This is a genomic window from Klebsiella sp. K5-45, assembly GCF_030128605.1.
GTDB classification, from domain to species: Bacteria; Pseudomonadota; Gammaproteobacteria; order Enterobacterales; family Enterobacteriaceae; genus Klebsiella; species Klebsiella quasipneumoniae.
Genome location: NZ_JAKUZW010000009.1, coordinates 237,955 through 254,312, shown reverse-complemented (window position 1 = coordinate 254,312; position 16,358 = coordinate 237,955). Strand labels below are relative to the sequence as shown.

Annotated in this window: 19 protein-coding genes; 3 read left to right on the top strand and 16 right to left on the bottom strand. The window is 58.7% G+C overall.

The annotated features are described in order from the left end of the window. The first annotated feature begins 24 nt into the window (after nucleotides 1-24). Nucleotides 25-489, top strand: coding sequence for an anaerobic ribonucleoside-triphosphate reductase-activating protein (nrdG, locus tag MKS11_RS20095; protein WP_050533674.1), 465 nt, complete (start codon nucleotides 25-27; stop codon nucleotides 487-489). A 3-nt stretch (nucleotides 490-492) separates the two neighbouring features. Here nrdG and MKS11_RS20090 read toward each other — a convergent pair whose 3' ends face one another. The 14 genes from MKS11_RS20090 to pmbA form a co-directional block, all read right to left on the bottom strand. Beyond that, a complete protein-coding gene (locus MKS11_RS20090) occupies nucleotides 493-777 on the bottom strand; it encodes a type II toxin-antitoxin system RelE/ParE family toxin (RefSeq protein WP_087771128.1) in 285 nt (94 codons plus the stop codon). After that, nucleotides 767-1,009, bottom strand: a complete 243-nt coding sequence (locus MKS11_RS20085) for a type II toxin-antitoxin system RelB/DinJ family antitoxin (protein WP_023291757.1) — start codon at nucleotides 1,007-1,009, stop codon at nucleotides 767-769. The genes MKS11_RS20090 and MKS11_RS20085 overlap by 11 nt, the downstream gene beginning before the upstream one ends. A gap of 77 nt (nucleotides 1,010-1,086) precedes the next feature. Next, nucleotides 1,087-2,997 (bottom strand): transcription antiterminator, encoded by a 1,911-nt coding sequence (locus tag MKS11_RS20080; protein ID WP_087771127.1) that lies wholly within the window; start codon nucleotides 2,995-2,997, stop codon nucleotides 1,087-1,089. A gap of 22 nt (nucleotides 2,998-3,019) precedes the next feature. Further along, entirely contained in the window at nucleotides 3,020-4,171 is a 1,152-nt protein-coding gene (locus MKS11_RS20075; protein WP_057212389.1) for a lactonase family protein, read from the bottom strand. 67 nt (nucleotides 4,172-4,238) lie between these two features. Then, complete coding sequence (dagF, locus tag MKS11_RS20070; protein ID WP_004206507.1) at nucleotides 4,239-4,979, bottom strand: 2-dehydro-3-deoxy-phosphogluconate aldolase; 741 nt, start codon at nucleotides 4,977-4,979, stop codon at nucleotides 4,239-4,241. Further along, on the bottom strand, nucleotides 4,976-6,094 hold the full coding sequence (locus tag MKS11_RS20065) for a DgaE family pyridoxal phosphate-dependent ammonia lyase (protein ID WP_048322776.1): 1,119 nt from the start codon (nucleotides 6,092-6,094) through the stop codon (nucleotides 4,976-4,978). The genes dagF and MKS11_RS20065 overlap by 4 nt, the downstream gene beginning before the upstream one ends. Next, entirely contained in the window at nucleotides 6,078-7,211 is a 1,134-nt protein-coding gene (locus MKS11_RS20060; protein WP_087771126.1) for an amidohydrolase/deacetylase family metallohydrolase, read from the bottom strand. Before MKS11_RS20060 ends, MKS11_RS20065 begins: the two co-directional genes overlap by 17 nt. A gap of 112 nt (nucleotides 7,212-7,323) precedes the next feature. Further along, a complete protein-coding gene (locus MKS11_RS20055) occupies nucleotides 7,324-7,968 on the bottom strand; it encodes a DUF4310 family protein (RefSeq protein ID WP_004206504.1) in 645 nt (214 codons plus the stop codon). Nucleotides 7,969-7,981: 13 nt separating this feature from the next. Next, the gene (locus MKS11_RS20050; protein WP_002886897.1) at nucleotides 7,982-8,758 is read right to left on the bottom strand and encodes a DUF4311 domain-containing protein; all 777 of its coding nucleotides are present in this window, start codon (nucleotides 8,756-8,758) and stop codon (nucleotides 7,982-7,984) included. A 21-nt stretch (nucleotides 8,759-8,779) separates the two neighbouring features. Next, nucleotides 8,780-9,079 carry a DUF4312 family protein gene (locus MKS11_RS20045; RefSeq protein WP_004206503.1) on the bottom strand — a complete coding sequence of 100 codons (300 nt, stop codon included), beginning with the start codon at nucleotides 9,077-9,079 and terminating at the stop codon, nucleotides 8,780-8,782. Between the two features lie 2 nt (nucleotides 9,080-9,081). Beyond that, complete coding sequence (locus MKS11_RS20040; RefSeq protein WP_004206501.1) at nucleotides 9,082-9,444, bottom strand: SFCGS family glycine-rich protein; 363 nt, start codon at nucleotides 9,442-9,444, stop codon at nucleotides 9,082-9,084. Nucleotides 9,445-9,454: 10 nt separating this feature from the next. Then, nucleotides 9,455-9,793, bottom strand: coding sequence for a PRD domain-containing protein (locus MKS11_RS20035; protein WP_004206500.1), 339 nt, complete (start codon nucleotides 9,791-9,793; stop codon nucleotides 9,455-9,457). A 289-nt stretch (nucleotides 9,794-10,082) separates the two neighbouring features. Then, complete coding sequence (gene cybC / locus MKS11_RS20030; RefSeq protein ID WP_002886893.1) at nucleotides 10,083-10,469, bottom strand: cytochrome b562; 387 nt, start codon at nucleotides 10,467-10,469, stop codon at nucleotides 10,083-10,085. Nucleotides 10,470-10,505: 36 nt separating this feature from the next. Beyond that, nucleotides 10,506-11,858, bottom strand: coding sequence for a metalloprotease PmbA (gene pmbA / locus MKS11_RS20025; protein ID WP_017900576.1), 1,353 nt, complete (start codon nucleotides 11,856-11,858; stop codon nucleotides 10,506-10,508). Nucleotides 11,859-11,953: 95 nt separating this feature from the next. Between pmbA and yjgA the strand changes: the two genes are divergently transcribed. Beyond that, the gene (gene yjgA / locus MKS11_RS20020; protein ID WP_004206498.1) at nucleotides 11,954-12,505 is read left to right on the top strand and encodes a ribosome biogenesis factor YjgA; all 552 of its coding nucleotides are present in this window, start codon (nucleotides 11,954-11,956) and stop codon (nucleotides 12,503-12,505) included. 565 nt (nucleotides 12,506-13,070) lie between these two features. After that, nucleotides 13,071-14,279 carry an aldose 1-epimerase family protein gene (locus MKS11_RS20015; protein ID WP_017900577.1) on the top strand — a complete coding sequence of 403 codons (1,209 nt, stop codon included), beginning with the start codon at nucleotides 13,071-13,073 and terminating at the stop codon, nucleotides 14,277-14,279. Nucleotides 14,280-14,322: 43 nt separating this feature from the next. Here the strand turns inward: MKS11_RS20015 and MKS11_RS20010 are convergent, their stop codons facing one another. Beyond that, the gene (locus MKS11_RS20010) at nucleotides 14,323-14,850 is read right to left on the bottom strand and encodes a GNAT family N-acetyltransferase (RefSeq protein WP_087771123.1); all 528 of its coding nucleotides are present in this window, start codon (nucleotides 14,848-14,850) and stop codon (nucleotides 14,323-14,325) included. Between the two features lie 68 nt (nucleotides 14,851-14,918). Then, nucleotides 14,919-16,292, bottom strand: coding sequence for a UDP-N-acetylmuramate:L-alanyl-gamma-D-glutamyl-meso-diaminopimelate ligase (gene mpl / locus MKS11_RS20005; protein WP_004206494.1), 1,374 nt, complete (start codon nucleotides 16,290-16,292; stop codon nucleotides 14,919-14,921). Between the last annotated feature and the right edge of the window lie 66 nt (nucleotides 16,293-16,358).

Sequence of the window (16,358 nt, the reverse complement as noted above, 5' to 3'; positions counted from 1 at the left end):
AGCGGCAAATGAGAAGAGGAAACAATGAATTACCATCAGTACTACCCGGTAGATATTGTCAACGGCCCCGGCACCCGCTGCACCCTGTTTGTCTCCGGCTGCGTCCACGAGTGCCCGGGCTGCTACAACAAAAGCACCTGGCGGGTGAACTCCGGTATGCCGTTTACCGCTGAGATGGCCGACCGCATCATCGCCGACCTCAACGACACCCGCATCAAGCGCCAGGGGATTTCGCTCTCCGGCGGCGATCCGCTGCATCCACAGAACGTCGCGGAGATCTTAAAGCTGGTTCAGCGCGTGCGCGCCGAATGCCCCGGCAAAGATATCTGGGTCTGGACCGGCTATAAGCTGGAAGAGCTGAATGAGGCGCAGATGCAGGTGGTGAACCTGATCAACGTGCTGGTCGACGGTAAGTTTGTGCAGGATTTAAAAGACCCGGCGCTGATCTGGCGCGGCAGCAGCAACCAGGTCGTGCATCATTTGCGATAGCGTTTAGAGCCGTTTATTCGCCTGATGATAAACGGCCGCTTTCTCTCTTTTGCCAATGGCAATAACGTAAACCACCACCACACTATCTCGTACTTGATACACCAGCCGATAACCTGACGCCTTAAGCTTGATTTTGTAGCAATCCGGCAAATCGCTCAGCCTGGCCGACTCAGTTCGCGGATTCTGCACAACCTGCTGGAGCTTATTTTTGAACTGTTTTTTGATCGTCTCGCCAAGCTTCTGCCATTCGCGCCAGGCACGCGGATCAAACGCCAGTTCATAGGTCATCCAGACTCACCTTCACCTCCGGCTGCGGGTTTTCCAGCCGCTCGCGGACGGTGCGTAATAATGCCGCTTCGCTATCGCTGATAGTCATACTTTTCACCGGCATGCGGCCATTTTCCGCAATGTATTGAAACAGCAGGCGTACCGCCTCCGTTGGCGTCATATCGAGTTTCTCCAGCACGGCATAAGCCTCTTTTTTGAGTTTATCATCCAGTCGAACGTTGAGCGTGGCCATTATGCCTCCAGAAAGGGATATTTTGTAATGCATAATAGCATTACATTTGAATTACACTCGAATCTGGAAAACGCCTCTCAAAACCGGCTGACGCATTCCATCGCCACCATTTTAAACTCATCGAAGCTGCGGGTCGTGGCGAGGCGGCTCATGGCGCGCTCACGCAGGAAAGTCACGAAAATATCGTAGATCGCCATCGCCTCTTCATACTCGCGCTTGCTGATAGCGAGCAGGAAGATGATATGGGCGGTTTCGTCCCCCCAGGCGATGCCCTGCGGGGCAATAACGGTATAGACCACCGTCTTTTTCGCCAGCAGACCCAGGGAGTGCGGCAGCGCAATACCGTCGCCGAGCATGGTGCTGACGATCGCTTCACGCTCCACCACCGAAGCATGAAACTCCGCATCGACGAAGCCTTCCTCCAGCAGCTGCTGACACAGTCCGGCGAACAGCGTTTGCTGATCCATCGGCGTGTCGATCACCCGGAAATGGGCGGCATCGAAGTACTTATTCAGCATCCACGGACGGGTGCGGTCCACCAGCACCAGCTTACCGATCTGATCCAGTTGATAGTCAGTGGGAAACGGCGCGATGGTCACTACCGGCTTGTCTTTTTCGCTGATCCGCACCGTGGAGATAACAAAATCCGCCTCGATCGCGTCCCGCTGTTCGTACTCGCGCTGGGAAATAGTGGCGGCGATCTCCAGCTGCGGATATTTGCGCTGCAGGATCGCCTCAATCATCCGCACCATCGCATTGCTGGTATCACACACCAGCAGCACCTGCGGCTGACGCTGGTAGCCGATGTTGTAGTGGCGCTCCAGCCCGACGCCGATATGCAGCACCAGAAAACCGATTTCGTTTTCGCTAATGGTATAAGGCGTGTATTTGCCCCAGCTGGAGACCGCGGCGAGGGTCATATCCCAGGCCATCGGGTAGTGCTGTTTGATGTTATCCAGCAGCGGATTGGGGATCATGATCTGGTAGCGTACGCGGGTGATCATGGTCTTTATGTGGGTCAGCAGATCGGCGTGCAGCTGGGCATCGTCCAGCAGATTGTAGTTATACTGGCTGTTGATGTAGCGCAGGATGTAGTTGACCAGCGCTTCGTCATCGTCGGCGCTGATGGTTTCCGGGTCCACGTCCTGTACCTGACGGGCGGCGATATGCACGCACAGCCACTCTTCTTCCGCGGGCGATAAAGGTTTACCGGCCAGCCGCTGCAGTTCGCCCGCCAGATCGCGCGCGGCATCACGGACGTTCTGCGCCACATCTTCAGCACTGAAATCCGTCAGCGGGTAGCCTTCGCTGACGCGGCGCACCACCACCGCCCCGTACAAGCAGATAAAGCGCTCGCCGACGTCGGTGAGGCGAATATGGTGCCGGGTGAGCGTCTCCTGCAGCATGGGCTCCAGCAGCGCAGGCACCTCTGCGGCAAAGGCCTCGGCGCCGATCGGCGGCGCGATACCGCCCTGCTGGGCCAGCTCCCACAGCAGGTCGGTGAGGCAGGCGCGAACCGATACCTCGCTGCCAAACAGCTTCATACCGTGGCGCGGGCGGGTTTCAAGGGTGAGCTGATAGCGCTGGAAGCGCTCGCGCACCTCGACCATATCGTTCTGCAGCGTGGCGCGGCTGACGAACCACTCATCCGCCAGGTCTTCCAGCTTGATGGAGAACGCCGATGTCAGAAAACGCACCAGCAGAAACGTGATGCGATCCTGGGCGGTACGCGGGACATGCTGCGCCTTCGGCGACGTCTCCTCCAGTGTCTGAAAGCTCGCCGGGTTATCAATTTTCAGCTGATAACCGCTGCCGCGGTTAAGGATAAACTGCGCGCCATACTGCGCCAGTAGCGCATTCAGGGCGGTAATATCGGCGCGCACGGTACGGGTGGAAACCGACAGGCGTTGCGCCAGCTCATCCTGCGGCAGCGTTTCATTCCGCAGCAGGGTGAAGAGTTGCGCTAAGCGTTGGTTGGGAAATCGCATGTCAGTTCCTTGTGGTTACGGCTCAGGGTTGGGCGGATATCACCATCTGCGATGGGCTGCCGACCGGCGTGTAGTCTGAGACAAAGGTCAATTTGCCATCCTTCGGCGCCACGCTGAAGCGGGTAATATTATCGCTACGCTGGTTCATGACGTACAGCCACTGCCCCTGAGTATCCAGGGTCAGCGTGCGGGGGTAATCTCCGCGCGTCCAGATATCCTCCTGGTGGCTCAGGCGGCCATCGGCCTGCACCGTAAAGTGGGCGATGCTGTTATGCAGACGGTTGGCGACGTACAGCTGTTTGCCGTCGTTGCTCAGCGCCAGACCGGCGGCAAAGCTGGTGCCCTTATACTCTTTCGGCAGCGCGGAGACGGTTTTGCCTTCGCGCAGCAGACCGCTTTGCTGATCCAGATGATAGAAGGTCAGCGTCGACGCTTCTTCGTTAATCAGCCACAGGCCGTCGCCCTTTGGCGTAAAGACGAAGTGGCGCGGGCCGGCGCCCGGCGACGAAGCGGCGATAAACGGCGGATCGTTCGGCGTCAGCTTGCCGCTGGCGCTATCCAGCCGGTACTGATAGATCCGATCCAGCCCCAGATCGGTAGAGTAAACGTATTTGCCGCTGGGATCGGCGGCGATCATATGGGCGTGCGGGCCATTGTGATCGCTGATGGCGAAGCTGCCCTCGACGGCCGCCGCCGGGCGTTCGGCCCCTGCCGGGCCTTCATCCTGATGCCTGTCCACCGCCTCACCCAGGCTACCATCTTCTTTGACCGGTAGCACGGCGATGCTGCCGCTGACGTAGTTGGCCACCAGCAGCTGTTTACCGTTTGGCGTCAGGGAGAGATAAACCGGCCCGGCGCCGCCGGAGGCGACCTGATTGAGTGCGGTCAGCTCACCGTTCCTCTCAATGCGCCACGCCTGCACCACGCCTTTCTCCACCTCGCTGGCGGCATACAGCGTTTTGCCATCGCGCGAGACGGTCAGCTGCGCGACATTCGCCAGCGAGCTCACCAGCGCCTTGTCCCGCAGCGCGCCGGTTTGGCCATCAACGGTAAAGCGGTACAGACCTTCGCCATTGGGATTATAGGTGCCAATCCAGGCGTAGTGGGTTTGCGCGGCGGCGCCGGCGGCAAGCAAAGACAGTGAAGCAACAAGCAGGTGACGAGCGGTTGGCATGGTAACTCCTTGATGGTTCGGTGGGATCAGTTGCCCCTCATCCTTTGATGGGTGAGGGGCAAGGGCACTACTTCACTAACTGTTTGGTCATCTCCAGCAGCTGGCGAACATCGGCCGGGCGGGTGTTGCCGCTGGCCTTATCGATAATCGAGCTGTAGATATGCGGGATGATTTTGCTTACCCCGGCATCAAGGGCGATTTTCAGGATCTCGCTGTAGTTTTCCAGATCGATACCGCCGGTCGGCTCCAGCCAGAAATCGTGCGCGGCGCAGGCTTTGGCCACTGCTTCGAACTCGTCGCGGTGCTTCAGGCCGCCCATCGGGAAGTATTTGATGGAGCTGCCGCCCATATCTTTTAACAGCGCGATGGCGGTTTCCAGCGGCACAATCCCATCCGCCGCGCCGCTGCTCAGCGGGCCGGTGGAGATCTTCACCATCCCCGGGGTGCCGGTGGGCGAGACCAGGCCGTTGACCACCGTCTCGTTCTGCCCGAGCAGCGCGCGGCTGGTGGCCACGCCGGTGAAGACCTGGTTGACGTGCTGCGGCTGCACCTGGCGAGAAATCTCGCTCACCATCGCCGACTGATTCGGATCCCCCGCGCCCAGCCCGACGGAGAGGGCGTTATCAATCAGCTTCGCGTAGTCGCGCATATCGGCCACCGCGCTGGCGACGTCCGGGTAATTTTTGGAGAGCACGCCGACCAGGACATGACCTTCCGCCGCGTCGTAGATTTCCCGAGCGTTGTCTTTGCTGCCCGCTAGGACGTTCAGGCACACGCGGTCACGGTAAAAGTTTGGGGTCAGTTTCATGCTTGTTTCTCCTTGTGCAGAACTTCCGCGATGCGACGGGCGACCACCGCCAGCTGCTGTGCGTTAACGCTGCGGACATCGGCTTCGATAATGCCTTCATTCGCTTTATAGCCGCGGAAGTAGATGGCGTATTCGCCTTGCTTCAGCGCGTTAACCAGATCGCCGGTCTTCACGCCGGTCACCGCTTCGTCGAATTTGATTTCGGCGCGGGCGATATCGCGGCCGGCGCTGTCCCATACCACACGGGCAGTAACGCCGTCGAGGGTGTTGAGCTGTTCGATAAACGGCGTCATCTTCGTCACCATCTCCTCACCGCTCTCTTTGCTCGCCGTCAGGTAGTGTTCAATGGCGCAGGTCAGGCCGAGGATCCCCTCTTTACCCACTTTCATCGCCCGGCCAATGCCCATCGACTGGCGTTTAACCCACTCAACGTACTGCGTTTTGCCGATCACCAGCCCGCTGGTCGGCCCTTCAATCGCTTTCGCGCCGCTGTAGATAACCAGGTCGGCGCCCATGCGGTAGTAGCACTGCAGATCTTCCTCCGCCGCCGCGTCGACGATCAGCGGTAAATGATGCTGACGCGCTACTTCCGCGGCCTGCGCGACGTTGAGCATGCTTTTCTGCACGCAGTGGTGGGATTTGATGTAGAGGATCGCCGCGGTGCGCGGGGTGATCGCCGCCGCCAGCTGTTCGGCAGAGCATTCGTTGGCGTAGCCCGCTTCCACCAGCTTACCGCCGCCCAGCGCCACCATGGTGCCGACCGGCGCGCCGAAGTTGACGTTGTGGCCCTTCGGCAGGACGATTTCGTTATTCTCTATCGGCGTAACGTGCAGGTTCTCCAGCAGCCAGTCGCTGTCTTTCACCAGCACCGCCGCCACCGACTGGGCAATCCCTGCCGACGCGCAGGAGACCACGGTCGCCCCTTCCACGTCCAGCAGCCTGGCGATGTACTCGCCGGTCTTATTCACCAGGTCTTTCATTTCAAAGTACTGGTTCATACCGGCCATCGCGGCTTCCACCACTTCCGGGCGCGGCGTGGAGACGCCCAGCGCCGTCATCCGGCCGGAAGTGTTAATAACTTGTTTTAAATGATATTTTTCAAAAATCGAAGGCATGTTCCGCGCTCCCTTGTTCGGTCGGATAGCCTTTGCCCGCGCGGATCGCGGCCAGCGGCACCAGAATGTTGTCTGCCTGGAGGCTCTCTTTTTCGGCATCCACCAGCAGCGTTGGCTGGCGCTCCAGGCGAAATAGCGTTAGATCGGCGTCGAAACCCACTTCCAGACGCCCTTTACGCGACAGGCGCAGCCCCTCGGCGGCGCTGACGGTCACGCAGTCAATCACCTGCGGCAGGGTCATGCCGATAGCGAGGAATTTCGACATCACCAGCGCCAGCGAACGTACCGGGCCGTCGATGCGGTTGCGGCAGTAAATATCCGAGCTGATGGTGTGCGGCAGAATGCCCAGCGCAATCGCCCGGCGCGCCACTTCAAAGCTGAAGCTGGCGGTACCGTGGCCGACGTCAAGGCGCACGCCGCGGTGCAGGGCGCGGGTAATCGAACTGCGCAGTTCGCCGGCAGGATTCAGAATGCGGTTCGGCTTGCCGTTATAGCAGTGGGTAATGATGTCGCCGCGACTCAACAGCTCGGCAATTTCATCGAGGTTCGGCGGATTATTGCCGATGTGCACCATCAACGGCAGATCGCCGTTTTCCTGCTGAATGGCTTTGGCGCGCGCCAGCGGCGTAATGCCGTTTTCGCCGACGACGCTGCTGCTCATCCGCGCCTTCAGGCCGACGATAAAGTCGGGATGGCGCTGCACCGCCTGCTTCACCGCCTCGGCGTCGATATTGGCCATATTGGCCAGTTCGTTCTGGGCAATCAGCCCGACGCGGGAGATATTGAGCAGGGCATAGACTTCCGTCACCGCTTTGCGGGTTAACTGGTAGAAGTCGTCCACATCGTCGGCGCCGGTGCTGCCAGCATCAATCACGGTGGTGACGCCGGTGGCGATGCCAACGCTGTCCGGCTCATCGTGATATATCGGCGAATTTGGGTAGCAGTGAACGTGGGAGTCAATCCAGCCGGCGCTGACGTAGCTGTTGCCCTGCAGATCGATGGTTTTACGGGAGGGCGCGCTAATCTCGCCCAGCGCCGCGATTTTCCCGTCCTGAATGGCGATATCAGTCAGGGTATCGTCGACGAGGCGCGCGCGGCGCAGGAGTAAATCAAACATAGCTATCTCCTGATGAAAGAGTGAATCTGTTGCCGGATGGCGGCGTACCGCCTTATCCGGCCTACACATCGCGCTGACCTGTAGGCCCGATAAGCGCAGCGCCATCTAGCGATTAGCTAATCGCCACCGGGAAGATCGAGCCGAGGATCATCGCGCCGAGGATGGCGCCACCGGTGATCGGTTTCTGCCAGATATAGAACAGCAGTGCGCCAACCAGCGAGCCGATCCCGATAGGAATCGAGGCGGTCATTGCGCTGAGGATAATCAACGGCCCCAGGAAGCGGCCGGAGGCGTTACCTGCGCCCATCATCACGTCGGCGCCGTAGGTGGAGTCGCTCTGGTTGATGGTGAACTTACGCGCCAGAATGATGATGTAGCCCACCGCCAGGCCGAGGATCAGGCCGGTTGCCAGCGAGGCGGCGAAGTTCGCCACCGGGAAGACAAAGCCCGCGCCGAGCAGCAGCGCCGGGACGCCAAGACCGATCCCGGTCTGAATAGCGCCGCCGATATCGAGGATCCCCACCAGCGACCCTTCGATGATGCGGGCGAACAGGAAGCTGGCGCCAAACGCCGCCACCGCGCCGTAAACGCCGGTATCAATCCCCGACTTCAGCATCGCCACGAAGGCGACTTCGTTAAAGGCGCCGATGCCGTACAGGTAGTACATGTGGGTCCCGGCGAAGACGCCGGAGGAGAGCAGGCCAACGAAGATCGGGAACGACCAGTCGGCATACCAAAAACCTTTATTCTGTTCCATTATCAGGCTCCCGTTATTTGCCGCTGAGTGAGTTGTGGATCATGTCCAGCCAGTTCGGCACGGTCAGATGGAAGGATTCGATCATCTTCATGTCGAAGCCGCGGAAGAAGCCGCTGAGGACGAACAGGGCGACAATGGCCACCATCATCACTTTGGTGACCCGGTTCCAGCCGCTCTCTTCAACGCCTTTGCCGATCAGAATACCCAGCACCAGCCCCGGTACGGCGTTGCCCATAATCAGCTGCGCCGCGCCGCCGAAGATGGTCGCCCAGAAGCCTGATTTTTTACCGGCGTCGATCGCCGCCAGCCAGAAGATCACCGGCATCACGGTGTTCACCAGCAGGTTTGCCGCCGGTACCAGTACCTTAACCGCGGTCACCTGCAGCGCTTCCGGTACGGACGAGGCGGTAAGGTTGAGGAAGGCGACGACAATCATGCCGATGATGCCGCAGGAGATGGCCATTTTTTTCGGATCGTGCAGCGTTTCGCCGACGTTACGATTTTTCAGCATCAGCGCCGCCGCGCCCCAGTTGGGGATAATGCGGTGGTCAACATCCTGGGTGAAGGAGCCTGCTGCAACGGAAGAGGCCCAGGCGTTAAAGAAGAAACCGAGGCCAAAGGAGAAGTGGGAAGCCGGATCGCCCTCACAGGAGTTCAGCTCGCCCAGGGTTCGAAACGCCCCCATCCCCTGGGTGGTAGGGGCATGAAACATGCGTGCCGCTCCGGCGCCCACGCCGACGCCGACCAGGCCGCCGATGATAAGCGATTTTATTAAAATTATCAGGAACATAGTCAGACCCTTTGCTAACAATCAGGTTTGCGTGACGAAATCCACTTTATCGAGATCGATGGCGGTCACGTTGACGGTGACGTCCAGCTCCACGCTGTAGGTCCGTCGTTCACGGCGCAAAAAGAAAAACAGGAAGGCCTCTTTTCGTACCGCTTCGCGCGCATGAACAACCGTCACGTCCTGTGGCTCAATACGCAGCAGAATGTGCGATGAGGTTTTCATCACCGCAGCCTGCACATGGTTCAGGGCATCGGCGAAGGCCCGTGATTTGCTTTCGCCTTTGCCGGCAACCCTCACCGTGGTGGTGAATTGCTCTTTCATACTTATGCGCCGTATTTCTTTTTCCAGGCTTCTACCAGGCGCTCGCCCAGCTCTTCTTTATCCATAAAGCCGAAGCCCAGCACGTTGCAGCCTTCGTTGATGGCGGTGACGCCCTCTTCAACAGAACGCATGCCGTATTTCGCTTTGTAGCCGTATTTGGTCTGGGCGGTGATGGCGCCGGCGCCGCCGCTGCCGCAGAAGGAGATGCCGAAGGTGGCGTTTTCCGCTTTCATCATGTCGCCAAGCTTCATGTCGGCAGCAACGCCAGGGACGACCACTGCGCGTGCGCCGGCTTTCTCTGCGCCTGCGGCGACCTTTTGGCCTTTACCCAGACGGTCGCCAATAACTACGGTGATTTGTTCCATGTTTTGCTCCTTACAGGTTTTCTTTTGCGACTTCGAAGTGGACGGAGAGCAGCCAGGCCTCTTCATCAGGCAGGTTGCCGAACTGCGCGACCACTTCGCGGGCCAACGTCATTGAATCTGGTGAAATCTCTTCGAACAGGCTGGCATCCACTTCCGGCAGCGGTTCGCCGCTGATTGACCGGTGGGCCATCGCCCGCACGTGGGAAGTCAGCATTTGCTCCTGAACGTCGTTAGGGACGATGCCGTGACGGCTTAACAGGGCAAAAACCTGCTGCAGCATCTTGTCAGCCAGGCGTTCGGTCTGCGCTGCCTGCTCCCCTACGTCGTGTATTACCGCTCCGTTATTCACTTCTGATACCCCGCTGATGTCTCTGGGAATCAAAGTAGCGCCGGGGGATGGGAGTTTGTAGCGAGTTGTTTTCCACTTCGAAGTGGAAAGGGAGACGGCAGGCGTGATCGACACCACATATTCACTGGAAAAATGAAAAAACAGCAATTATGGCGTGAGACGTATCACAACAATGCGCGCGAATGAGCCGCCCGCGGCTGCGGAAAGGCCGGAAAAAGAAAAGGGAAAAATGTGATACAGGTAGGTTTTCAGGCGGGAGACATCGGCTGATGCCTCCCGAAAAGAACAGTTAGCGGTACTTCTTATGGTAGGTGTTGCGGGTGGTTTTAAACTCCTCCGCGGCGGCCTGCGCCTCTTTCACCTTGCCTTCATTCGCCAGCTTCAGCGCGCCGTCGATCTGGCCGATCAGAATATCCAGACCGTGACGGTAATCTTTCATCTCAGCGCTGTCGGCCGCTTTGCCTTCCAGCTTCGGCGGGGTCTCTTTCTGGGCATCAACCGCGGCGGTACGCATCTTATTCAGCGCCGCTTTCAGCTCGCCGGCGTCGGAGGTCTTCTGTACCACTTGCAGGTTTTCTGCCAGAGTGTCCATGTCTTCGCCCAGGTCGGCGAAGGCCGACGCTGAACCGAGCGCAAAAGCAGAGACAGCCAGCATCGCTAACAGTTTTTTACGCATTGCTCACTTCCTTTTTATTATTTAAGCAAACAGGTGTTATTGTCCGGCGATTTTCATCTCCGGCAGCAGCACTGAACCACACTGAATGTTGCTGCGCGTTTCAATATCATCGCCAATGGTCACGATATTACGCCACATTTCTTTCAGATTTCCTGCAATGGTGATCTCACTGACAGGATATTGAATTTCGCCATTTTCTACCCAGAAGCCGGATGCGCCGCGTGAGTAGTCTCCGGTGACGCCACTGACACCCTGCCCCATCAGTTCGGTAACCACAAGACCGGTGCCCATCTCTTTAAGCATCTTTGCAAAACTCAGGCCGCGGCCGTTAATGCGCCAGTTATGGATGCCCCCGGCGTGGCCGGTGCTTTTCATCCCCAGCTTGCGGGCGGAGTAGTTGGTCAGCAGCCACTGGGTCAGTACGCCATCTTTGACGATATCGCGACGCTCGGTGCGCACGCCTTCGCTGTCGAAAGGCGTGGAGGCCAGCCCTTTCAGCAGGTGCGGATGCTCTTCAATGGTCAGCCACTCCGGCAAAATTTGTTTGCCCAGCGAATCGAGCAGGAAGGTGGATTTGCGGTATACCGAACCACCGGCAATCGCTCCGACCAGGTGGCCAAACAGCCCGGTCGCCACTTCGTTGGCGAAAATCACCGGCGCCTTCATGGTCGACAGCTTACGCGGCGCCAGGCGCGACAGGGTGCGGCGGGCGCACTCTTCCCCGACCCATTCCGGGGATTGCAGATCCTCGATTGCCCGGCCAATGGTGTAGGCGTAGTCGCGTTCCATATCGCCGTCATCTTCCGCAATGACGCAGCTGGAGAGCGAATGGCGAGTCGAGCAGTAGCTTTGCAGCATGCCATGGCTGTTGCCGAACACTTTGATGCCATAGTGGCTGTTAAAGCTGCCGCCTTCGGTGTTGGTGATGCGTTTATCGGCCTTCAGCGCCGCTTGCTCCGCGCGGGCGGCCAGTTCAATGGCGTCGTCCGGGGAGACCTCCGCCGGGTGGAACAGGTCCAGATCCGGGGCGTCAAAGGCCAGCAGCTCTTTATCGGCCACGCCGGCAAACGGGTCCGGGGAGGTATAGCGCGCGATATCCAGCGCCGCCTGCACGGTACGGGCGATGGCGTCCGGGCTGAGATCGGTGGAAGAGGCGCTGCCCTTGCGGTTCTGGTGGTAAACCGTGATGCCTAACGCCCCATCGCTATTGAATTCTACATTCTCCACTTCGCCATAGCGGGTGCTGACGCCGATGCCTGTCGTTTTGCTGACGGAGACTTCTGCGCCATCGGATTTACCTGCCGCCAGTTCCAGCGCCGTGGTCACGGCCTCTTCCAGCGTCTTACGTTGCTGGGCAACTTGAGAGATCACTTTCATTGCTAATGCCATAATGTAAGAAGGAGTTAACTGAAGTCTAACAGAGAACCGTTTTAAAGTGCGCGCCTTAACTGGTAACATTAGCCTCTTTTTTTAAGGAGCCTGAGATGACAAAGCAGCCCGAAGACTGGCTCGACGACGTTCCCGGTGATGATATCGAGGATGAAGACGATGAAATTATCTGGGTCAGTAAGAGTGAAATTAAGCGCGACGCGGAAGAACTGAAGCGTCTTGGCGCTGAACTCGTTGACCTGGGGAAAAACGCGCTGGATAAAATTCCGCTGGATACTGACCTGCGCGACGCCATCGAACTCGCCCAGCGAATCAAAAAAGAGGGTCGCCGCCGCCAGCTGCAGCTTATCGGTAAGATGCTGCGCAATCGCGATGTCGATCCGATTCGTCAGGCGCTGGATAAGCTAAAAAACCGCCACAACCAGCAGGTTGCGCTGTTCCACAAGCTGGAGCAGATTCGTGACCGACTGATTGACGACGGGGATGACGCCGTAGCTGAAGTGCTGAACCTGTGGCCAGATGCTGACCGTCAGCAGCTGCGTTCCCTGATCCGCAATGCGAAGAAAGAGAAAGAAGGCAACAAACCGCCGAAATCCGCGCGCCTGATCTTCCAGTATCTGCGCGAACTGGCGGAAAACGAAGGCTAATCCCCGCCGCTTTTGCCGCACAAGTCACCCGGATGGCGGCGCGCTGCGCCTTATCCGGGCTACTCCGCTGTTTCCGGCGTTGTGCCGGATGGCGGCTACGCCTTATCCGGCCTACGAAAGGCTGCTTAACCTGATTTATCAAACGCTTGCTCAACACCGTAGGCCCGCGCAAGCGCAGCGCCGCCGGGCAAACTGTATCCGGCGCCGTTTCCGGCGTTGTACCGGATGGCGGCTACGCCTTATCCGGCCTACCTTCCCCAGCTACAACGCCAACATCGCGCCAGCAGGGGGTTCCCGCTGCATCTCCTGAGTCCCCCTAATCCGCACAACGATACTTTTGTTTATTGCCTCACCACCGCTGAATCGTTAAAGCTAAAAGCAATGCAGATCACATCTTGTGGTGATAATTAATCATGCCTTAGCACAATAATACGACACTTATCGCATTTAACATCTTCAAAACGGCCACTTTCTCACCAGGTGAGGCGCTTCACATTTTAATCACCCCCATGCCGGTAGATTTCACACGTCAATGACACAATCGATTCAGCAAAAGGGAATAAAAATGAAAAAGACATTGGTTCTGACGGCTATCGCTCTGCTGGTTTCTGGCTCCGCCGCGGCAAAAACATGGGTGCTGACGAGTGCTGAAGAGGGCATGGATAAAGGAAACTGGCAGATCAGCAGCGATCAGCTGAAGGTGAAAGACCATACGTTCAGCATTGAGCAAAAAGTCCTGCACGGCGGCAAGCAGGAAGGCAGCAAAATCCTCACCATTCGCAGTAAAGACGGCCTGACAATCACCCTCAGCCCGACGCGGGGCATGAACTTGCTGCGAGTGGAAGGCTTCGGCAGCCGGATGGGCTGGGATTCGCCGGTCAAAGAGGTTGTTAACCCGGCGTTTATCAACCTGGAGAGCCGCAACGGACTCGGCTGGCTGGAAGGGTTCAACGAGATGATGGTCCGCTGCGGCTATGAGTGGACCGGCCATCCAGTCACCGCGGACGGGCAAATTTATACCCTGCACGGCAAGGCCGGCAACACGCCGGCCTCCCTGGTGGAGGTTGAGGTGGCCGACAGCGCGCCGTATGAAATTCGCGTCCGCGGGCTGGTGAAAGAGAGCACCTTCAAAAAAGCCGATCTGCAGACCATGACCGAGCTGCGCTATATCCCGGGCAGTAACAGCTTCAGCCTGCACGATGTCTTAACCAATCACGCCGACTATCCGCATGATTATCAGATCATCTACCACAGCAACTTCGGTACCCCGATCCTCGAAGAAGGCGCACGTTTCCTCGCCCCGATGTCCAGCATCAGCCCGTTCAATGATTACGCCAAGAGCGGGTTAAAAACCTGGCAAACCTATCAGGGACCGACCAAAGACTTTGACGAGATGGTATTTAATATTCAGCCGCTGGCCGATGAAAATCACCAGACGCTGGCCGCCGTGGTCAACAAGGCTGGCGATAAAGGCGCCTCTATTCAGTTCGACACCCGCCAGCTGCCGGTCCTGACGCTGTGGAAAAACACCGACACCGTCAAACAGGGTTACGTCACCGGTATCGAGCCAGGGACCAGCTACGCCTATCCGGTGACCATTGAACGCGAGCAAAAACGCGTGAAGCAGCTGCAGCCGGGCGCCAGCGCGCAGTTTGATCTGACCTACACCTTGCTGCACGACAGCGCCCAGGTGGCCGCCGTCGAGCAGAAGATCGCGCAGATTCAGGGCGACAATAAAGTGGTGGAGAACGAAACGCCGATCGCCAAAGAGTAAAAATACCCCCAGCCGAACGCCCGGAGCGGTACGCCGCGCCGGGCTACTCCCGCCCCATCACCTCGTGCCCGAGATCCCGGGCAAACTGCTGGTACTGTCGCTCATCGATTGGCTGCGAGTAGCTCAGCACCAGCAGCTCATGATCCGCGATGCCCTGATGATAGGTGGGATGACGATGCGCCCAGGGGTTAGCGTGAAATCCCATCGACTGATAAAAGCGCAGTCGTTTATGGGCGATCTCGCTGGTGAGCGGATCGATTTCCAGAATAGTCAGCGGGGCGCGCGTCAGGATCTGCGCCAGCAGCTGTTTACCATAGCCACGGGAGCGCAGCGTATCGTCGATCGCCAGATGTTCGACATAACCGTAGCCGGCAAACAGCCAGCAGCCGCTGAGGCCGATAAATACGTTCTCATCGAACCACGCCTCCAGCGCGTAGTGCGGGTGGCTCAGCGCCTGAAGTTTGGCCTCGCTTTCGCGCTGCTCGTGCCACGGAAAGGCGCGTGCGTAGAGCGCGTCCAGCATGGCGAAATGGGGCGAGTCGGTAGTTAGTACGCTTTCGCAGGTCAGCATCACACCCTCCCTGTTGGTAAAAACAAAACTGCCCTCACGCGGAGGGCAGTGACCGGAGGCGCTCGGGCTTACTCTGCCGCGGCCGCTTTTTGCGCCAGCTTATCCAGCAGCTTTTGATGAATGCCGCCGAAGCCGCCGTTGCTCATCACCAGGATATGGTCGCCAGGATGGGCGGTTTTGACCACCATCTCCGCCAGGGTATCGACGTCGGCGCTCCAGTGGGCCGGCTGGACGCAGGCTTCCGCCACTTCCGCCACCTGCCACGGGATATGCTGCGGCTGCAGGAGGAACACTTCATCGGCGCGGCCAAGGGACGGCGCCAGATCGTCCTTGCAGACGCCCATTTTCATGGTATTAGAGCGCGGCTCCAGCACGGCGAGAATGCGCGCGGTGCCGCCCACTTTGCCGCGCAGCGCCTGCAGCGTGGCGAGGATCGCCGTCGGATGATGAGCGAAATCGTCATACACGGTGACGCCGTTGGCTTCGCCGCGCAGCTCCAGACGACGGCGGGCGTTGATAAAGCTGCCCAGCGCGTTCGCGGCATCCGCCGGCAGTACCCCGACGTGACGCGCCGCGGCAATGGCCATCAGGCCGTTATGCATATTATGTTCGCCGACCAGCGCCCACTTCACCTCGCCGACCTTTTCGCCGTCAAACAGCACTTCCCACTGCGAGGCGTCGGCGTTCAGCTTCTTCGCCTGCCAGTGGCCCTGCTCGCCCACCAGCTCCTGCTCGCTCCAGCAGCCCATCGCCATCACTTGCTTCAGGTTGATGTCGTTCTCCGGCAGGATAATTTTGCCTTTGCCCGGCACGATGCGCACCAGATGGTGGAACTGCTTCTGAATCGCCTTCAGGTCGTCAAAGATATCCGCGTGGTCGAACTCAAGGTTGTTAAGGATCAGCGTCCGCGGGCAGTAGTGAACAAATTTGGAGCGCTTGTCGAAGAAGGCGCAGTCGTATTCATCCGCTTCAATGACGAAGAACGGGCTGTCGCCCAGGCGCGCAGAGACGTCAAAATTGCCCGGAACGCCGCCAATAACGAAGCCCGGCTGGTAACCGCAGGCTTCAAGGATCCAGGTCGCCATGCCGGCGGTGGTGGTTTTGCCGTGGGTCCCGGCGACGGCCAGCACCCAGCGATCGCGCAGCACGAAGTCGTGCAGCCACTGCGGGCCGGACATATAGGGAATATTGTTTTCCAGCACCGCTTCAACGCACGGGTTGCCGCGAGTCATGGCGTTACCGATGATCACCAGGTCCGGCCGGGGCTCCAGCTGGCTGGGGTCATAGCCCTGAATTAAATCAATCCCCTGGTTTTCCAGCAGGGTGCTCATCGGCGGATAGACGTTAGCATCCGACCCCGTTACCTCATGACCGAGGGAGCGCGCCAGCATGGCCAGGCCCCCCATAAACGTGCCACAGATTCCTAAAATATGAATGCGCATTCGTCATTTCCTTCTCTTATCCGGGGCACATTTTACCCATATCCCGGGCCCTGGCGAAATGCATTT

Bases quoted from the DNA above. Each gene is read 5' to 3' on its own strand.
- nrdG (WP_050533674.1), top strand. From the start codon at position 25: ATGAATTACCATCAGTACTACCCGGTAGATATTGTCAACGGCCCCGGC.
- MKS11_RS20090 (WP_087771128.1), bottom strand. From the start codon at position 777: ATGACCTATGAACTGGCGTTTGATCCGCGTGCCTGGCGCGAATGGCAG.
- MKS11_RS20085 (WP_023291757.1), bottom strand. From the start codon at position 1,009: ATGGCCACGCTCAACGTTCGACTGGATGATAAACTCAAAAAAGAGGCT.
- MKS11_RS20080 (WP_087771127.1), bottom strand. From the start codon at position 2,997: ATGCGATTTCCCAACCAACGCTTAGCGCAACTCTTCACCCTGCTGCGG.
- MKS11_RS20075 (WP_057212389.1), bottom strand. From the start codon at position 4,171: ATGCCAACCGCTCGTCACCTGCTTGTTGCTTCACTGTCTTTGCTTGCC.
- dagF (WP_004206507.1), bottom strand. From the start codon at position 4,979: ATGAAACTGACCCCAAACTTTTACCGTGACCGCGTGTGCCTGAACGTC.
- MKS11_RS20065 (WP_048322776.1), bottom strand. From the start codon at position 6,094: ATGCCTTCGATTTTTGAAAAATATCATTTAAAACAAGTTATTAACACT.
- MKS11_RS20060 (WP_087771126.1), bottom strand. From the start codon at position 7,211: ATGTTTGATTTACTCCTGCGCCGCGCGCGCCTCGTCGACGATACCCTG.
- MKS11_RS20055 (WP_004206504.1), bottom strand. From the start codon at position 7,968: ATGGAACAGAATAAAGGTTTTTGGTATGCCGACTGGTCGTTCCCGATC.
- MKS11_RS20050 (WP_002886897.1), bottom strand. From the start codon at position 8,758: ATGTTCCTGATAATTTTAATAAAATCGCTTATCATCGGCGGCCTGGTC.
- MKS11_RS20045 (WP_004206503.1), bottom strand. From the start codon at position 9,079: ATGAAAGAGCAATTCACCACCACGGTGAGGGTTGCCGGCAAAGGCGAA.
- MKS11_RS20040 (WP_004206501.1), bottom strand. From the start codon at position 9,444: ATGGAACAAATCACCGTAGTTATTGGCGACCGTCTGGGTAAAGGCCAA.
- cybC (WP_002886893.1), bottom strand. From the start codon at position 10,469: ATGCGTAAAAAACTGTTAGCGATGCTGGCTGTCTCTGCTTTTGCGCTC.
- pmbA (WP_017900576.1), bottom strand. From the start codon at position 11,858: ATGGCATTAGCAATGAAAGTGATCTCTCAAGTTGCCCAGCAACGTAAG.
- yjgA (WP_004206498.1), top strand. From the start codon at position 11,954: ATGACAAAGCAGCCCGAAGACTGGCTCGACGACGTTCCCGGTGATGAT.
- MKS11_RS20015 (WP_017900577.1), top strand. From the start codon at position 13,071: ATGAAAAAGACATTGGTTCTGACGGCTATCGCTCTGCTGGTTTCTGGC.
- MKS11_RS20010 (WP_087771123.1), bottom strand. From the start codon at position 14,850: ATGCTGACCTGCGAAAGCGTACTAACTACCGACTCGCCCCATTTCGCC.
- mpl (WP_004206494.1), bottom strand. From the start codon at position 16,292: ATGCGCATTCATATTTTAGGAATCTGTGGCACGTTTATGGGGGGCCTG.